Consider the following 16,079-nt stretch of genomic DNA (forward strand, 5'->3'; position numbering starts at 1 on the left):
TCCGGGCGGAAGGGGCGGAGTGGCCGGAGGGGCGTCACCGAGTGGTCCGCTGCCGGGCGTCACGTCGACTTCGCGGTGAGCCGGCGGGCGATCTCGTCGAGCACCCCGCGCACGGCCAGGACGGCGTCGGAGTCCCCGAACTCCTCGAAGATCGCCCGTGCCTCGTGCAGCACCGCCTGCGCCGGGTCGAAGAGGCCGAGGTGGGCCAGGGCGTTGCCCTGGTTCGCCCGAGCCCGGGCGTAGCCGAGGGGGTCGACGTCGCGGTCGCGGGCGGCGATGACCTCCTGGTAGCGCGCGACCGCCTCCCGCAGGTTGTCCTCCCGGTGTGCGGACGGCGCGTAGACCAAGGCGTTGGCCAGGTTGAGCTGGGTGCTGGCCCACCGCTCGGGATGGGTCTCGCGGGTGTAGACGGACAGGGCGGTCCGCAGGCCCTGCACAGCTACGCCGACCCGCAGTTGGTCGGACGCCTGCGCCATCGGCATGGCCAGATATGCCGTGGCGAGGTTGACCTGTACCGCCGCGAACAGCTCCGGGGCGGTGTCGATGCGGACCAGGCGCAGCGCCGAGAGGTAGTGCTCCACCGCGGCCTTCAGGCTCGCCGGATCGCCCCCGGCCAGCTCCTGGTAGGCCGAACCGAGGCTCAGGTGCAGCTCGGCCCGGCCGACCGTGAGGTCGGTGGCGGCCAGCGCGGCGAGCGCCGCCGTCAGCTCTGCGATGACGGCCGGGCTCGGCCCCTCGACTCCGCGACGCAGGTCCGCCGCGGTGGACCTGAGCTGGGCGGCGAGACCGGGGGAGGGCTCCCGCGCTGCGGCGATGGCCCGCTCCAGCAGCCCCGCCGCCTCGCCCGGCCGGCCGGCGGCCATGGCCTGGGCGGCGTGTGCGGACCACACCATTGCCGCGATCTCGCCGGTCTCCCCGCCGGGCGGCGGAGGTTCGTCCAGCTCGCCCAGGGCGAACCGGACCACGTCCACCAGAATCCCCAGCTCGTCGCCGAGCGCCCGGCGCAGTGCCACCGGGTCTTCGGGGTCAGCGCCCGCCGGCCGCAGCACGAAGCGGTTGTAGCGGTCGACCGGGTCATCGCCGCGCAGCTGCCCGACGGCCGCGACGACCTCCCCGCGGTAGGCGAGCTCCAGCGCGGCCAGCTCCGCCGGCCAGGCCGCCGGCACCTTCCCGGCCGCCAGCGTCCGGCGCAGGTCGGCCGTGGCCTCGCCGCCCGGCACGAGCAGGAAACCGGCCGGCAGCGGGAAGACCCCGACGGGCTGCGGGCGCGCGCAGGTCACACCCGTGCCGATGACGTCGTCCTCACCCATGCGCGTCCTCACCCAGGTGTCTGGTCATCTGGACCTGTGCGTCTGGTCATCCATGTGTCTGGTCATCCATGCGTCTGGTCATCCGTCCGTTCCGCCGGTCCCGGGGGTGAGACCGGCGATGATCAGCTCCCGGACCTGTTCCATTGCCCGGCGCACCGCGGGACTGAGATCGGCGCCGGGCTCCACGCCGCCCGCCTCGATGAGGTAGACGACGACGTCGCCCGGATAGCCGTCGCCGAGCAGCCAGCGCCCGAACGCCAGCGCCTGGTCCCAGCGGAAGGCGTGCGGGTGCAGCGCGTCCAGGGGCAGGTTCTCCAGTTGTGCGCCCGGGACCTCGAACACGGTCCCGGGCTTGGCCCCGGTGCGGCTGGCGTCGACGACCACGACCCGGCGCGCGCCGCGCATCGCGAACGCCGTGTCCATCCCGGCGGTCCCCCCGTCGACCAGGCGCACCCCGGCCGGGACGCCCGTCTCGGCGAGCCGGCGGACCAGGATCGGCCCGACCCCGTCGTCACCGCGCAGCAGGTTGCCGCAGCCGATCACGGCCACCTCGCACCCTGGTGGTTCGAAACCGGGCGGATCGACCTGCACCCGCGGCCCGGGCGGGGGTCGCGAGGCGGCACTCGCCTCCCGGTCCCCGGTCATAGGTCGGTCCCGGTCATAGGTTGTCGTTGATGACGAACCTGCTGAGCTCCCGGCCGGTCCTGCCGTCGTAGGCGTGGACCGTGCAGACCAGGCACGAGTCGAAGCTGCGGGCCACGTGGCCGAGCTCGATCGGGTTCTCCGGATCCACGATGGGCGTGCCGACGAGGGCCTGCTCGATGGGACCGGGCGCCTCGGAGCCGTCGCGGGGGCCGATGTTCCAGGCGGTCGGGGTGACCACCTGGTAGTTCGCGATCTTGCCGTCCTCGATGACGATCCAGTCCGAGAGCGAGCCGCGGGCCGCCTCCGTGGAACCGAAGCCGCGCCCTTCGGCGTACTCCACCGGCTTGAGGTGGAACGGCTCGTGCAGGTCCAGCTGGTCGAGCCAGGCCCGCGTCCACTGGTAGTACCTGGCGGCCTCGTGCATCCGGGCCAGCAGGCGGACCATCACCGACGGGCCGATGGCCGCCAGGATGTCCCCGAACAACGGGTCGTCGTCCTGGTGGGCACCCGCGCCGGGAGCCGCGGCGGCGACGCGGCGGGCGAGCGGCCCGGCCTCCAACGGCAGGTACCCGTGGTTCGGCACCTCGTACCGGGGTGACTTCGCCCAGCTGTACTTGCCCTGCTCCCGGCCGCGCGCCGGATCGATGGGCCGGGTCTCGCCGTCGAACGGGTGGCGCGCCTCGGTCCCCTCGTAGAACGAGTGGGTGACGTCCTCCCGCACCCGGGCCTGGTCGAACTCGGAGTACTCGCCGCCCGCGTACACCCCGGACCGGCCGATGAGTGCCGCGTTGCGGCCGGAGATGGTCGGCCGGGTGTAGAGGTCGGGGGCGAAGTATGTCCCGGTCGCCAGGTAGTTGCCGACTCCCTGGCCGTAGCGGTCCAGGCCGAGGCCGAGGCAGTACCGGAGGAAGAAGCCGCAGTCGCTGTCGCGCTGGGCGGGGTTCTCGTCCACCCAGGCGAGCACGTCCTGCCAGGTACGGTTGGCCAGCCAGCGCTCCACCGAGCAGCCGAGCCACTGCTTCTCCAGCCAGTTGACCTTCCAGTGTTCCAGGATGGCGATGGAGCGGGTCACGTCCGGCAGCGTCGGCGCGCACATCACCCCGCCGGGCACCATGAAGCTGGAGTGCGGCCACTGCCCGCCGAAGATGGCGTAGACCTCCACCGGCTTGGCCGACAGCACCACCGCCGGGCCGTAGCTGCTGCCGGTGTAGGGCGCGAACCGCCGCACCGCCTCCTCATACAGCGGCGAGGAGGCGTATTTCTGGTTTGTGAGGTCGATGGCGAACAGCGCGTAGAAGCAGCGCGGGATGCTCTGCAACGTCTCGCACGCCTGCGCGATGTTGCGGACCAGCGTCGCGTTGGGCGGCATCTCGGTGCGCCACGCGACGTCCAGCGCGTACGCCGACTTGTACAGGTGGCTGCCCCCGCAGATCCCGCAGATCCGCGGGGTCACGATCAGGCCCGCCTGCGGGTCCTTGCCGCGCAGGATGATCTCAAAGCCCCGGAACATCGCCGCCTCGGTCCACGCCGAGGTGACCACCCCGTCGTCGATCGTGACCCGGACGTCGAGGTCGCCCTCGACGCGCCCCAACGGGCTGATGTTGAGATCGACGGTGGCCATTGGAATCCTCTCTCCTCCCCGTCCGTTCCTCGCGGTCTCCGGTCGGAGCACGCGCGGTCATCGGTCATCGGCTGCCGGGCGGCTAGACGACGAACATGTCCTCCTTCGACCACTGCGGGGCGACTATCCGGGCGGCTGCCGCGTGTGCCAGGTAGCCGAGGTGGCCGCTGCCCGCCGGCACCTCCCGCGGAATGAGCCCGCCGACCTTCCGGGTCCTGAAGACCGTGCCGGGGGCGAGGTCGAAGAATGGGAACTCCGGCTCCGTGCACCCGATGCACGGCATGCCGGCGCGGGTCTTCGACGACTGGCGGTTCCACAGGATCCGGTTGCACGGGGAGTGGGTCATCGGGCCGCGGCAGCCGAACTCATAGAACAGGCAGCCCTTGCGGGTCCCGTCCCCGAAAGCCAGGGTCGACTGCTTGTATTCGAAGTACTCCGCCCTGGTGCAGCCGGTCTGGGTGAATGTCGTGAAGAACGTCCGTGGCCGGTGCAGCTCGTCGAGCGCGATGTCGGCGGCCCGGCCAGTGGCCAGCGCCACGATGATCTGCGTGATCCAGTCCGGGTGGGCCGGGCAGCCCGGAATGTTGACGACGGGCAGCCCGGAGCGCGACCGGAAGCCCGGGCCGAGGAAACCGCCGCGTTCACGCTTGTGGAACTGCAGCCCGGTGGAGTCCGTCGGGTTCGGCGCCGTCGCGGGGATCCCGCCCCAGCACGCGCAGTCCCCGATCGCCACCACCACCTGAGCCTGGGCGGCCAGCTCGCGCACCCAGTCCTGCATGGGCCGCTCGGCGAAGACGTCGAAGCCGCCGGTTCCGTCCGGGCCGCGGATCACCGAACCCTCGAAGACGAAGATGTCGACCGGCCGCTCACCCCGCGCGCAGTCGGTGAACAGCTCCCGGGCCTGGGCGCCGTTCTCCAGCCCCAACGATGGGTGCCAGAGCAGTTCCAGCCCGAAGTCGGTGATCAGGTCGACGACGTTGGGCTCGTCGGCGTTCAGGAAGGACATCGTGTTGCCGCTGCACGCCCCGCCTTGGAACCACAGCACGGATGACATCAGCACTCCCTTCGTCGGACGGGCCGTGGTCGGCACCGCGGTCCGCCGCACCGCCCACCTCCACGAGCGGACCGAGCCCTCCGGCGAGGTGATCAGAAGCCGCTGGGCCGGGTGATCGTCGGGTGGCCCGTCGCCTCACGGAGACGTCCGGCAGAGCAGACGCTATGTCCCCCAACGCCGGACGCCTATCGACCGTGCGCGGAGGCTGCCACCAACGCGCAGTCACCAACGCGCAGTGCGGTTTGGTGAAGCGCACACGACCGGGTGAGAGTGGGGTATGCACCGGCCATCCCAGCCTGCCCTCATCGACGCCCGTGGGGCGAGCGCCGAGGCGCGGCCCGGCGAAGTGGTGAGCCGGTGCGATGCCGGCTCGGGCGGGTCACCGGATCAGGCGGGTCGGCCGGAGGGTGCCGGGGGAGGACCGGGCGATGCACGAGCTGTCCGTCTGCCGATCGATCGCGGACGTCGTCACCCGGCACGCGGCCGGTCGGCCGGTCACCCGGGTGCACGTCCGGGTGGGCCAGCTGCGCCAGATCGTGCCGGAAACCCTCGCCTACTGCTGGGAGCTGATGAACGCTGGGCCCCCGGAGAGCGCTGGGCCGCCGGGGAACGGCGCCGATCCCCCCGGCGGGCAGGTGCTGGCCGGGTCTGTGCTGGCCGGGTCTGTGCTGGAGGTCGAGAGCGTGCCGGTCAGTGTGTGCTGCCGGGTGTGCGGGACCCGCGGCGAGCTGGCGGACCGGGTGCTGCGCTGCGGCACCTGCGGCGCGGCCGGCGTCACCATCGTCACCGGCGAGGAGTTCCTCGTCACCTCGTTCGAGGTGGCTTCCGACCCGGTAGTTCCCGACCCGGTAGTTCCCGACCCGGTAGTTCCCGGCACCGTGGAGGCGTGACGCGCGGTGGGTCGCTTCCATCCCCACCCGGAAGGGGCGCATCCCCACCCGGAAGGGGCGCCGCACGAGCACTCGGGTCCGCACTCACCGGCCGGGGTGTCCGTCGGGGACCATTCCGGCTATGGCACCGGGCCCGAACGGGTCGAGGTCCTCGAGCGGATCCTCGGGGAGAACGAGCGGGTCGCGCTGGCGAACCGGGCCGCCTTCGACGCCGCCGGCGTCACGGTGGTGAACCTGATGTCCGCTCCCGGCGCCGGTAAGACCACCCTGCTGGTCGAGACGCTGCGCCGTCTCGGCCCGCATCTGCGGGTCGGGATCATCGAGGGCGACATCGAGACCAGCATCGACGCCGACCGCCTCGACGGGCTCGGCGCGGCGATCGCCCTGATCAACACCGGTAACGGGTTCGGCGGGGAGTGCCACCTGGACGCGCCCATGGTCGCCTCGGCGCTGGGCCGGCTGCCCCTGCGCGACCTCGATCTCGTCGTTATCGAGAACGTCGGCAACCTGGTGTGCCCCGCCGAGTTCGAGGTCGGGGAGGATCTGCGCGCGATGGTGTTCGCCGTCACCGAGGGCGAGGAGAAGCCCCTCAAGTACCCGGTCATGTTCCGCTCGGCCGACCTGGTGCTCGTCAACAAGACGGACCTGCTTCCCCACCTCGACTTCGACCTCGAGGCGTTCCGGAAGAACCTCGCCGACGTCAACCCGGGCGTGGCCGTGCTGGAGGTCAGCGCCCGTACCGGCCAGGGGGTCGACGCCTGGTGCGCGTGGCTGCGCGCCCTACCCGGACAGCGCCCGGAGCCTACGATCGGCGGGGCCGTGCTCGATGACGACGGGGATCCAGCGCGGGCGGGCGCTCGACGACGGGCTCCTGGAAGGCGACGGTCTCGACGTCCGTGACCGCGAAATCGATGATCTCGACATCAGACGGCCCGAAGTCGGGTGCCTGGAAGAGGCGGATCGTCAGAGGCGGGGGCTCCTGCCGCGGCAGAGACCGCGGCGGCTCCGACGCGGAGAAGAGGGGGATCGAGGCGGTGGCGATGAGATGTCTCGCTTTCGGGGTGGGCTGCCGGAGTGGAACGAGGGGTAGGACGTCAGGGCGGTGACAGGCTTCCCCGCGGGACCTTCCGCCGCCTACGTGGCGTCTTCGGGTTTCGCGAATCGAAGCCTCACGGCGTCAGAGACGGGACATCTTGCTGAACGGGCTCAGAATGCGTTCCTGCTGGGAACCGAAATCGACGAGGACGGCGATTTCTTCTTCGACCCCGGTTACCTGGCCGAGGCCGTACCTGTCGTGGGTGACCCGGTCTCCTACGGCGAACCGCTTGCACGGCGGGGTGACCGGGGCCTTGAAGGGGCTGGTGGACAGACGGGGCCTGGGTACCGCTGACTTGGTCATCGCCTCCAGTATGCGCCTGCCGCACCGGGCGCCGCTGCTCGTCGTCGACGAAGACCAGGCGATCATCGCTGCTCTCACCGGCCAGGGCGCCCGGACGAGCGAGGCTGCCGACCTGCTGCCCGCGCGTGTCGCCGGGACTCTACCGGCCGCACCCTTGAGCGCCTAGCCTTCATCTACCGAGTGCTACCGAATGCTACCGAGGGTTATCGGTCGTGTGGGGCGCTGAGGTCGTCGATCAGCTCGGCGAGGACGAGTTCCTCGTCCACTCTGATTGCATGGTGCTCCAGCGCGGGGCGCAGGTCGGGGTCCCAGGCCGCGTCGACCGGCCGGCCGGCCAGCTCGCCACCGGTCACCGTGGCCAGCGCCGCCTGATAGGACCGGGCGTCGAAACGCCATGGCCGCCAGCCGATCCGTTCCCGCAGCCCATTGGCGATGCGGAGGCCGCCCCAGTCGAAGTCGCCGTGGTAGGCGAACCGCGCGCCCTGGCCGGCGAGCGCCGAGAGCAGGCCGATGACGGCGGCCGACGGCTGGCCGTTCACGCACACCAGCGGCGGGGTGCGGCCCGCCAGCTCGTCGGCGGCGCTGGCCAGCACGATCGGATTCTCACACAGGTACACCACTCCGAGGCCCACCCCGAGGTCGCCGCGGTCCTGGCCCGGGCCGACCTGGCGCAGAGTGAGCACGCAGGGCTCCCCCGCCTCACGACAGATGGCCAGGATCCGGCCGGTCGGGCTGTCCGCCCCGCCCGGCAGGCCCAGGCAGAGCACCGTGGACGACAGTTCGTCACGGTGCACCCCGGCAGCGGCCCACGCGGCGCGGCGGCCCGCGGCCGAGCCGTCACCCGCCGGGTGGGATCCGCCCAGTACCCGGGCCGCCGCCAAGGCCAGCGTCGCCAGCGGCCGGCCGTCGTCGAGCGCGTGCGCGTCGCCGGTGCTGGTGGCGGCCAGCCGGCCCAGCGCCACGCCGGGTGAGGGCAACGCGTCGAGCACCCGGACCAGGTCGGCGACCAGCGGCACCGCCGCGTCCGGGGTGCCAGCCAGCCGGCGCAGCAGGCCGGTGCTGTCCAGCCAGGACCGCCAGGGGGTGAGTTCGGGGCGCCGGGCGAGGAGGTCGTCCAGGGGCTGGTGCGCCTGCGCCCAGGCCCGTGACTGCGCCGTGGCCAGCTCCGCCCGCTCCGTGACATCCCCGGTGAGCTGGCGGACGGCGGCGGCGAGTCCGCCCGGCGCGGCGCCGCTGGACCGCAGCACCGCGTCGACCTCGTCCAACGACACGGACAGCGAAGCGCCGGCGCCGGCCCGGCGGCCCAGCAGCCGCTCGACCCCCCGCCGCTGGTCCGCGCTGGCCCGGCCGAGGGTGACTGTCCCGGTGAGCGGCCGGCCCAGCTCGATCCTGCGCCGCACCCGGTCGAGCAGCCACGCCGTGTGCTCACCGCCCAGCAGACGGCGCAGCCGTTCCACATCGCGGGCGGCTCCCGTATCGCGGGCGGCCCCGGTCGACGACGCGCTCACTCGAACGGCAGGGGCTCGGTGTCGCCGCCCTGCGCCGGACGGAGCGGCTGGGGCTGGTCGAGTAGCTCGGGCTGGTCGGGCCGCTCGGGCTGGTCGGGCTGGTCGGGCCGGTCGGGCTGGTCGGGCCGCTCGGGCTGGTAGGGCACCGGCCGGTCGACGCGGGTGCGCTCGTGCCCGTCCCACCGCCACGGCGTGACGAGCACGGCGTCGATGCCGTCCCGGCGGGACAGCTGCGCGATCGCCAGGCCGGGGACCTGCGGGTAGCAGCCCCACTCGCGCTCGCTGGTCATCACCACATCGAGGTCGAACGCGGCGAGCAGGCCCAGGCACTTGGCCCGCGAGTCGTCGTCCACCCCGGCGAACGCCTCGTCCAGGGCGACCAAGCGGGGTGCATGCCGGTTGCCGGAGGAGTCGTAGAACGACGAGGCGGCTGCGAACAGCGGCACCGACGCCGCGAGCACCCGCTCACCACCGGATGCCGGACCGCTCGCCGGCCGCCACTGACCGTCCTGGAATCGCTGCACAGCGAACTCGTGCCAGCCGCGGTAGTCCAGGGCACGGGTCAACTGCTCGGCCCATCCGCCGGTGGTGTCCGCGCTGTGCTCCCGGTTGATCTGCTCCTGGAGGAACGCGCCGACGGCGGTCCGCTCGGCGGGGCTCCAGGCGTCGGCCGTCTGCCGCAGCAGCCGGTCGCGCACCGTGCCGAGCCCCTCGGGGGCGCTGCGGGCGACCCGCCACTGCAACCGCAGCCGCATGCCGGTCGACGTGGGCCGTTGTGCGAGGTCCGTGTTGATCCGGCGGACCTGGCTCTCGGCGTCGCTGATCAGTTCCTGCAGGGCGCCGGCCACCTCGTTCACGAGGTGGTTCTCCAGGATCTCGCGTTCCTTCGCGGACAGCAGCATCGCCCGCTGTCCGGTCTCCGCCTCCAGCGCGGCGACCAGGGCCGGGATGTCCTGCTTGCGGCCCTGGAACAGGACGTCGACCACGATCACGCCGTCGGAGACGATCATCCCGACCGAGTGGCCGTGCCGGGACAGCGCGTCGGTGAGAACCTTGTGCTCGGCCGACACCCGCTGCTGCGCCAGCTCCCACCGGCGGTCGGTGTCGTCGACGTCGTCGAGGGCGGCGTTGACCGCCCGGGCGAGCGTGATCGCAGGGTACGGCGCCCAGCCGGCAGCCGGGTCCGGGATCTCCAGGCCCGGGACGGCGACCGCGAGCAGGCCGGTGGCCGCGAACGCCCGGAGCTTCACGACAGCCGCCTCGCGTTCGGCCGCGGCGGTGGTGATCGCCTCCCGCAACGTCTCACGCCGGCCGTGAGCCCGGCCCCGGGCGTCGAGCGCATCCCGTTCGGCGGCCCGCGCCTGCTTCTCCCGCTGCCCGCACCGGTCGAGTTCGGTGTCGACGGCGGCCAGTTTGCGGAACAGTTCGTCGACGGCGGCGCCGGCCGTCTCGACCAGGACCCGGTGACGCTCGGCGGCCGCGTCGGCCTGCGTCTGCGCCTCGGCGACCGCCTCGGCCGCCTGTTCCTGGCGTTCCAGCGCGAGGGTGAGTTCGTGTTCCGCCTCGGTCGCCGCGCGGCGGGACCGGTCCAGCGACTCCGCCGCCGGCCACAGCGCGGCCAGCTCCGCCCGGTAGTCACCCAGGGCGTCCCGGACGCCGGCCAGCGCGGCCGGCTCCGCGGGCAGGCGCACGTCGCCGGCGAACTCCTCGGCCGCCGCCCGTGCCTCACCCGCGGCCTGCTGCCGGCGGGCCGCGACAGCTGCCGCCTCCTGGTGCTGGGCGTCGATCCGCCGCTTGGCCTTGTGCTCCGTGGCCAGCTGCGCGTGCGCCTCGCGCAGGTCGCCGTCGGAGGGCCGGGCCCCGTGCTCGGCGGCCAGCGAGAGCTGCCGGCCGGCCAGCTCCGCGGCGGCCGCGGCCAGTTCGTCGAGCCGTAGCTCGATCCGGGCCGCCTCGGCGCGCAGGTGGTCGAGCCGGGCCCGCCTGGCCGCCTCGCGGGCGCCCTCACCGATGTAGCCGGCGGTTTCCTTGCGCCACCCGCCGGTCAGGACCCCGTTACCGAACCGGCCGTCCACGGTGACCCAGGTCCCGATGTCCCAGGTCCCGATGCCCGAGGTCCCGATGCCCGAGGTCCCGTTGGCCGCCGGCCCGTGGGCCAAGGAGCCGCCGGCCGGGCCGGGCCCACCGCGCAGGCCGATCGTCGCGAGGACGGCGGCGACCGCGGTGTCGCTCAGCCGGCCCGCGCGTGCGTCGTCGCGGTCGATCGCCGGCGTGAGCACCGCAGCCAGCCCACCCCCCGGCGCCGGCCGCCCGGGCGTGACCAGAACGTCGTCGCTGACGGGGTCGTGCAGCCGCCCGTCCGGGCCGACCCAGGCGTCGAGGATCCCGGCGGCCTCCAGCGCCGCCTCGATTCCGGCCCGGTGCTCGTCGGGCACGCCGTCGACGAAGTCGACGACTTTCCACAGCGGGGCGCCGTCCCGGCCGTCCCGCCCGTGCTCGTCGCGGGTGTGCGGGGCCGGCGGCGAGTCGTGGCCACCGGCCGCCAGCCGCTCGATCTCCTCGGCGAGCCGTTCGAGTTCCCGCCGGGCGGCCGTCTGCTCGCCGTCGAGGACGGCCTGCCGGCGGCCGAGACCGGCGGTGGCCAGCCGCGCCGCCTCGTCCACCGCGGTGGCGACCGGGTTGGGCCCGTCGAGCGTGTCCACCCAGCCGGCCAGGGCCGCCAGCGCGGCGTCCGGGTCGGCCGGCCGCAGGTACGCGCAGCCGGCCAGGTAGGCCGTGCAGGCCGAGACGAGGTCCGCCCCGCGCTGGGCGGTCAGGTCCTCGGCCGCCGCGATCCGCTCGGCGGCGGCCTGCTGCTCGGCAGTGATCCGGTCCAGGTCGTCCCGGGCTGCGCGCAGCGCCACGCCGGCGTCGGCCGCCGCGCGCAGCAACCCGTCGAGGCGGTTCACGGCGGCGCCCTGCTGCCCGACCAGGGCCTCGGCGGATCGCCGGGCGTCGCGGTACGGCGGTTCCCCGCCGTCCAGCTCGGTGAGCACCGCGGCGTGCCGGCCGGTGACCAGGGCGGCCTCGGCCGCCAGCCCGGCGGCCCGGACCGCGGCCTCGAAGCCCGCCGCGTCGGCCTGGACCGTGCGTTCCGCCCCCGTGAGCCGGCTCTTCCGGTCGCCGGCGGCCTCGGCCGCGGCCTGGCTGTCCCGGTCCCGCTGGGCGGCGAACCGGGCGAGCCGCCCGGCATCCTCCTCGGCGCCCCGCAGCGCCGCCGCGTCGCGCATCTCCGGGCTGTCCCGCAGCGCGTCCCGCCGGGCGGTCAGTGTGGCCTTCGCCTCCTCCACCTCGGTGAGCGCCTGCTGCGCGGCCGTCAGGGCCTCGACCGCCGCCTGATGCGCGGCGTCGGCCTCGGCGAGATCCCGCCCGTGCTGCTCGTAGCGGCTGTGCGCCTGTCGCGGCGGCGCGGCGTACCGTTTCGCGGCCACCCGGGCGTACCGGCGGTAGTGGGTCAGGAACGCCTGCGCCGCCGTTTCCGCCTCGGCGAGGGCGCGCAGCGTCTCCCGTTCCTCGTCCAGGCCCCGGAACGCCTCGGCCACGGTGACCACGAGCGCGGGGTCCAGCGGCGGCAACGCCTCGGTGAGTGCCCGGGAGAGCAGCTTCTCGTCGGGCTTCTTGGACAGCTGCGGCTGACGTAGCTGGATCAGGAGGTTGACCAGGGCCTCGTACCGGTGCCCGCCGAGACCGAACAGCGCTTCGTCCACGGCACGGCGGTAGTCCGACGCGGTGTCATACACCGCGCCGTGGCCGTCGACGGCGTCTTTCAGTTTGTCCCTGGTCAGCGGCACCCGGGTCGGGCCGACCAGGGACAGCTGCGGACCGATCCGCTGGCGGGTCACGAAGAACCAGTGCCGGACGATGCCGCGCCCGCTGACCGCCTTCAGGCCGGCCCCGATCGTGCGGTACTCGGGGACGCCGTCACCGCCCAGCCGGCCGAACTCCAGCCAGGTGTAGCCGAGCCGCTCGGGATGCGGGTGCCGGCCGCCCAGCAGCAGGTTCCATTCCATCCGCTTGTTGCGGTCACCGTCCGGTTCGACCCGGTGCGCGGCCAGCTCGCCGTCCAGCAGGAACGGCAGCGTCAGCGCCAGGACCTTCGACTTGCCGGTACCGTTGTTGCCGCGCAGCAGCAGCCGCCCGTCGTGGAAGTGGAACTCTTCCACGTCGTAGTAGAAGAGATCGACGAGGCCGGCGCGCAGCGGCTGCCAGCGGTCCTCCCGGGCCGGAACGGGAATCGCGGTCGATGCCGGGGACGGTGTCGGTGTCGGTGTCGTGGGCGATGCCGATGCCGATGTAGTGGACGCGCGGGTCGGTGCCGCGGGCACGCGGGGCGAGGTGCTCATCGGCGGCTCGTCTTCTTCCTTCTGACCGGACCGCTTCTGACCGGGTCGGCGCCGCCCGCCCGGCTGTCGTGGATCGTCGGCGCCTCGACGGCGTAGCGCGCGATCGCGGGCCGGGCGAGCACCGCCGGTGGTTCGCCGGCCTGGCCCGGCACGTCCGTGACCAGCCGCAGCGCGCGCAGCTTGTCCAGCGCCATGGCGAGCAGCTCGGCGTCGGCACCCGGTTCGGTGACGCCCCGCCGCCAGTAGGTGGAATGCTCGGCCGCCATCTTCCGAACGTAGCCACGCAGCCGGCCGACCGGCACCGGCCCCGCGGAATCTGGCTGGGCGGCGAGATACTCGGCGACCAGCAGGGTCACGTGGCCGTCGGTGCGCTGTTCCGGCATCCGTACGTCGGTGAGCTCGTCGTCGGGGTCGACCATCGCGATCCCTTCCGCGCGCATCTCGGCGATCAGACCGGTGGCGTCCTCGATCCGTCTGGTGATCGCCCGGCGCTGGCTGATCAGGTAGGCGCGCTCGTCCTCGGCGAGCTCGTCGTAATAGACGACGGGATCATCGAGCAGCCGGCGGGTCAACCGGTGGCGAAGCGACCGGTTGCGCAGGTCGTCGGTGTCGGGGACGGGCTCGTGGGTCAGCTCGGCGAGCCGCGCCCCGATGTCGTCGGCGTCGATGGTCGACGGGCCGCGGGTACCGGTCAGCAGCGACGCGAGCACCCTGCGGCGTACGTCGTACAACGCGTCGCCGCTGTCGCGCAGATAGGCGTCCTCCTCGCCGGCGACCCGATCCAGCACGCCGAGCGCGAGCAGCAGCCGGACCACCGCCACGAGGTCGGAACGTTCGTCCCGGCGGCTGAGGGTGAAGGTGACCCCGGTGCGGGCCAGTTCCGGGTCGCTCGCCGCGACCAGCACCCCTTCGGCCAGCCGGCCAAGGGTGATCTGGGTATCCGCCGCCTCCAGCACCGACAGCGCGAGGCACAGCAGGACGTAGCGGCGCCGCCCGAACGGCGCTCGGCCCTTCCCCTCCCGCGCCGGGTGAGTGTCGTCCTGGATGGTCGCCGCCGTCTTGAACAGCCGTGCCGACTCGGCGTCGACGACCAGCCGCCAGCCGGTTTCGGCGGCGAGCCACTCGCGCAGCTCGGAGGCGTGCCGGCGGACCAGCCGCAGGACCTCGTCGTCCGCGCCGGCGGTGCGTAGCGGCCCGGCCAGCAGCGCGCGCAGGGCCCTGCGCCGCGCGGCCCGGTTCTCCTCGGCGACCGAGTCCGCCGTCATCCGGACACCCGTCCGGTCTCCAGCAGCTCGAGCCGGTCCGGCCCACCGGCGAGTACGACCGGATCGAGGTCGTCCATCCGGCCATTCAGATCGTTTTGCCGGTTTCGGTCATTCCTGTCGTTCGAGTCGCTCCAGTTATTCAGGCCATTCAGGCCATTCAGGTCGTTCCAGGCCGCCGGACGCGATGCCGCACCGGCCAGGTCGACGATCTCGACGGTGTGTTCCGGGCCGTCCAGGACGCCATCCTCGGTCTCGATCCGCGCCACCCCCCCGCCGGGGACGAGGGTGAGCCGGATCAGGACCGTGCCGTCGCTGGACGTGGTCTCCACCTCGGTATCGCCCGGCAGCCTGGCGGCGAGCGCGTCCCCGAGCAGGCCGAGGAACAGCCGGAACGCCTGCCGGTCCAGGACGCCGAGCTGGGACAGCAGCACCGGCCCGTCGGTGGCGAGCCGGGCCCGAGCGGACGCGGCCTGCTCCGCCTCCCGCGCGGCCTGCTCGGCGAGCAGCCGCCGCTGCCGCGCGCGGTCCGTGACCCGGTTCGGCGTTCCGCGCCGCTCGTAGGAACCGGTCCGGCGCAGCTGCGGGCTGATCCGCATCGGCGGCGCCTCCTGCCACGGCGTGTTCGGTGTCGGCTCGTCCTCCTGCCAGGCGGCGACGGTCTCCTGGCTGACGGTGAGATGCCGGGCCGAGGCCAGGCCGAAGGCGGCCCGCCACAGCCGGTGGGCCGCCGCGTCGTCAGGCGCCTCGGCAAACCAGCGGGCGAGCGTGCGGAAGTCCGCCGACCGGTCCGAACGGCCGGTACGGCGCTCGTTGAGTGCGGCGACGGTGTCGATGAGCTGGGTGATCGCGGTGATCGCCGCGCCCCGCAACAACCGTGCCTGGGAGGGACGACGTGAATCCGCCGACACGAACCAGTCGTGCAGGCCGCGCCAGCGGTTGCGCCAGCCGTCCAGGGCCGCGGCGACCGCGGCGTCGTAGGCGGTCCGAATCCGCTCGGCGTCGGTTCGCCCGGCTCCGGTCCGCTTGGTGCTGGCCCGTTCGGCGCCGGCCCGGCGGCGGTCGGACGGGCCCTCGTCGGGTACCTCGGTCACGTCGGATAGCCCGGAATTGGATGCCTCGGAGTCGGATACCTCGGGCACGTCAGGCACGTCAGGCACGGCGTCGGTCGCCTCCCGACGGGCCGCGAGCAGCAGCAGGCGTTCGACGCCGGCCCCCTCGACCTGACCCAGCAGGGTGGCGATCTCCGCGCCCCGGTTCGCCAGCTCGGCGATGAACCGGTTGATGTAGTCGATGAGCCGTTGCTTGTAGGCGAGGAACGCGTCCACGTCACCGTCCGAGAAGTCGATCACTCGGCGGAGGGACGTCATGAACGCCTGAGCGTTGTCGGCCAGTCCGGTGAACCGCTCCGCCAGCCCCAGCAGCAGCAGGTGTACCTTCGCCGGGTCGAGATCGGCGGCGTCGCCGGCCGTCATCTCCACCAGGGCGCGCAGCTGGGCGGCGATGTCCTCCAGCGCCACCGACTGCAGGGCACCCCGGCGGCCGATCGCCACCTCGTAGACGGCGATCGCCTCCTCGGCCGCCTGCCCGGCCGGGGTCAGCTGGTACAGGTAGCGCGCCCGGTGGAAGTCCGCCACCGTGGTCACCCGGCCGGTGTCCGGGTCGGCCCGCAGGTTGCCCCACTCAACGAGCTTGTCCAGCGCGGCGACGATCGACTCGGTCTGCCCCGGCCGCCCCAGGTCCGCGAGCACGTCCTCGGGGCGCATATGGACGATGAACCGGTCCCGCGCCCGCGCGAACGTCGTCAGCACCTCCCGGTAGACGTCCGCGTTGGGGGCGCTCAGATGTGCGAACGGCTGCCGGGGCGGCGCATCACCGCCGGCTGCCGGCCCGGTCTGTCCGTCGCTCGTCACACCGCCCAGTATCGCCCACCATGCTACCAAGATGCGGCTCAGGGTTCCGGCCTTCAGGCCGGGGGTGAAGAGCCGTGCGGGAAGGCCGCTTCGCGGCC

General features: G+C 73.4%; 12 protein-coding genes. 3 read left to right on the top strand and 9 right to left on the bottom strand.

Annotated features, from left to right (window positions below; translation table 11 throughout):
* Window positions 1–59: 59 nt before the first annotated feature.
* From AC08OP_RS01495 to AC08OP_RS01510, 4 genes are all read right to left on the bottom strand, one after another.
* On the bottom strand, window positions 60–1,310 hold the full coding sequence (locus AC08OP_RS01495; RefSeq protein WP_476612547.1) for a hypothetical protein: 1,251 nt from the start codon (window positions 1,308–1,310) through the stop codon (window positions 60–62).
* Between the two features lie 78 nt (window positions 1,311–1,388).
* Window positions 1,389–1,955 carry a hydrogenase maturation protease gene (locus AC08OP_RS01500; protein ID WP_476612548.1) on the bottom strand — a complete coding sequence of 189 codons (567 nt, stop codon included), beginning with the start codon at window positions 1,953–1,955 and terminating at the stop codon, window positions 1,389–1,391.
* A 13-nt stretch (window positions 1,956–1,968) separates the two neighbouring features.
* Window positions 1,969–3,576 carry a nickel-dependent hydrogenase large subunit gene (locus AC08OP_RS01505; protein WP_476612549.1) on the bottom strand — a complete coding sequence of 536 codons (1,608 nt, stop codon included), beginning with the start codon at window positions 3,574–3,576 and terminating at the stop codon, window positions 1,969–1,971.
* Between the two features lie 82 nt (window positions 3,577–3,658).
* The gene (locus tag AC08OP_RS01510) at window positions 3,659–4,630 is read right to left on the bottom strand and encodes an NADH-quinone oxidoreductase subunit B family protein (protein ID WP_476612550.1); all 972 of its coding nucleotides are present in this window, start codon (window positions 4,628–4,630) and stop codon (window positions 3,659–3,661) included.
* 428 nt (window positions 4,631–5,058) lie between these two features.
* Between AC08OP_RS01510 and AC08OP_RS01515 the strand changes: the two genes are divergently transcribed.
* Window positions 5,059–5,520 (top strand): hydrogenase maturation nickel metallochaperone HypA, encoded by a 462-nt coding sequence (locus AC08OP_RS01515; RefSeq protein WP_476612551.1) that lies wholly within the window; start codon window positions 5,059–5,061, stop codon window positions 5,518–5,520.
* 6 nt (window positions 5,521–5,526) lie between these two features.
* Entirely contained in the window at window positions 5,527–6,420 is an 894-nt protein-coding gene (gene hypB, locus AC08OP_RS01520; protein WP_476612552.1) for a hydrogenase nickel incorporation protein HypB, read from the top strand.
* 277 nt (window positions 6,421–6,697) lie between these two features.
* Here hypB and AC08OP_RS01525 read toward each other — a convergent pair whose 3' ends face one another.
* Window positions 6,698–6,919: a hypothetical protein gene (locus tag AC08OP_RS01525; RefSeq protein WP_462185804.1), complete on the bottom strand. Its 222-nt coding sequence runs from the start codon at window positions 6,917–6,919 to the stop codon at window positions 6,698–6,700.
* Here AC08OP_RS01525 and AC08OP_RS01530 point away from each other — a divergent pair.
* The gene (locus AC08OP_RS01530; RefSeq protein WP_476612553.1) at window positions 6,912–7,085 is read left to right on the top strand and encodes a hypothetical protein; all 174 of its coding nucleotides are present in this window, start codon (window positions 6,912–6,914) and stop codon (window positions 7,083–7,085) included. The genes AC08OP_RS01525 and AC08OP_RS01530 overlap by 8 nt on opposite strands.
* 37 nt (window positions 7,086–7,122) lie before the next feature.
* On the opposite strand, the gene AC08OP_RS01535 is transcribed toward AC08OP_RS01530, so the two are convergent.
* The 4 genes from AC08OP_RS01535 to AC08OP_RS01550 are packed head-to-tail and all read right to left on the bottom strand — an operon-like array spanning window position 7,123 to window position 15,981.
* Window positions 7,123–8,427, bottom strand: a complete 1,305-nt coding sequence (locus tag AC08OP_RS01535) for a TIGR02679 family protein (RefSeq protein ID WP_476612554.1) — start codon at window positions 8,425–8,427, stop codon at window positions 7,123–7,125.
* Window positions 8,424–12,806 carry a TIGR02680 family protein gene (locus AC08OP_RS01540; protein ID WP_476612555.1) on the bottom strand — a complete coding sequence of 1,461 codons (4,383 nt, stop codon included), beginning with the start codon at window positions 12,804–12,806 and terminating at the stop codon, window positions 8,424–8,426. The genes AC08OP_RS01535 and AC08OP_RS01540 overlap by 4 nt, the downstream gene beginning before the upstream one ends.
* Window positions 12,803–14,071, bottom strand: coding sequence for a TIGR02678 family protein (locus tag AC08OP_RS01545; RefSeq protein ID WP_476612556.1), 1,269 nt, complete (start codon window positions 14,069–14,071; stop codon window positions 12,803–12,805). The genes AC08OP_RS01540 and AC08OP_RS01545 overlap by 4 nt, the downstream gene beginning before the upstream one ends.
* Window positions 14,068–15,981 carry a TIGR02677 family protein gene (locus AC08OP_RS01550; protein WP_476612557.1) on the bottom strand — a complete coding sequence of 638 codons (1,914 nt, stop codon included), beginning with the start codon at window positions 15,979–15,981 and terminating at the stop codon, window positions 14,068–14,070. The genes AC08OP_RS01545 and AC08OP_RS01550 overlap by 4 nt, the downstream gene beginning before the upstream one ends.
* Between the last annotated feature and the right edge of the window lie 98 nt (window positions 15,982–16,079).

This window comes from Frankia sp. CeRuru1 (assembly GCF_977966315.1).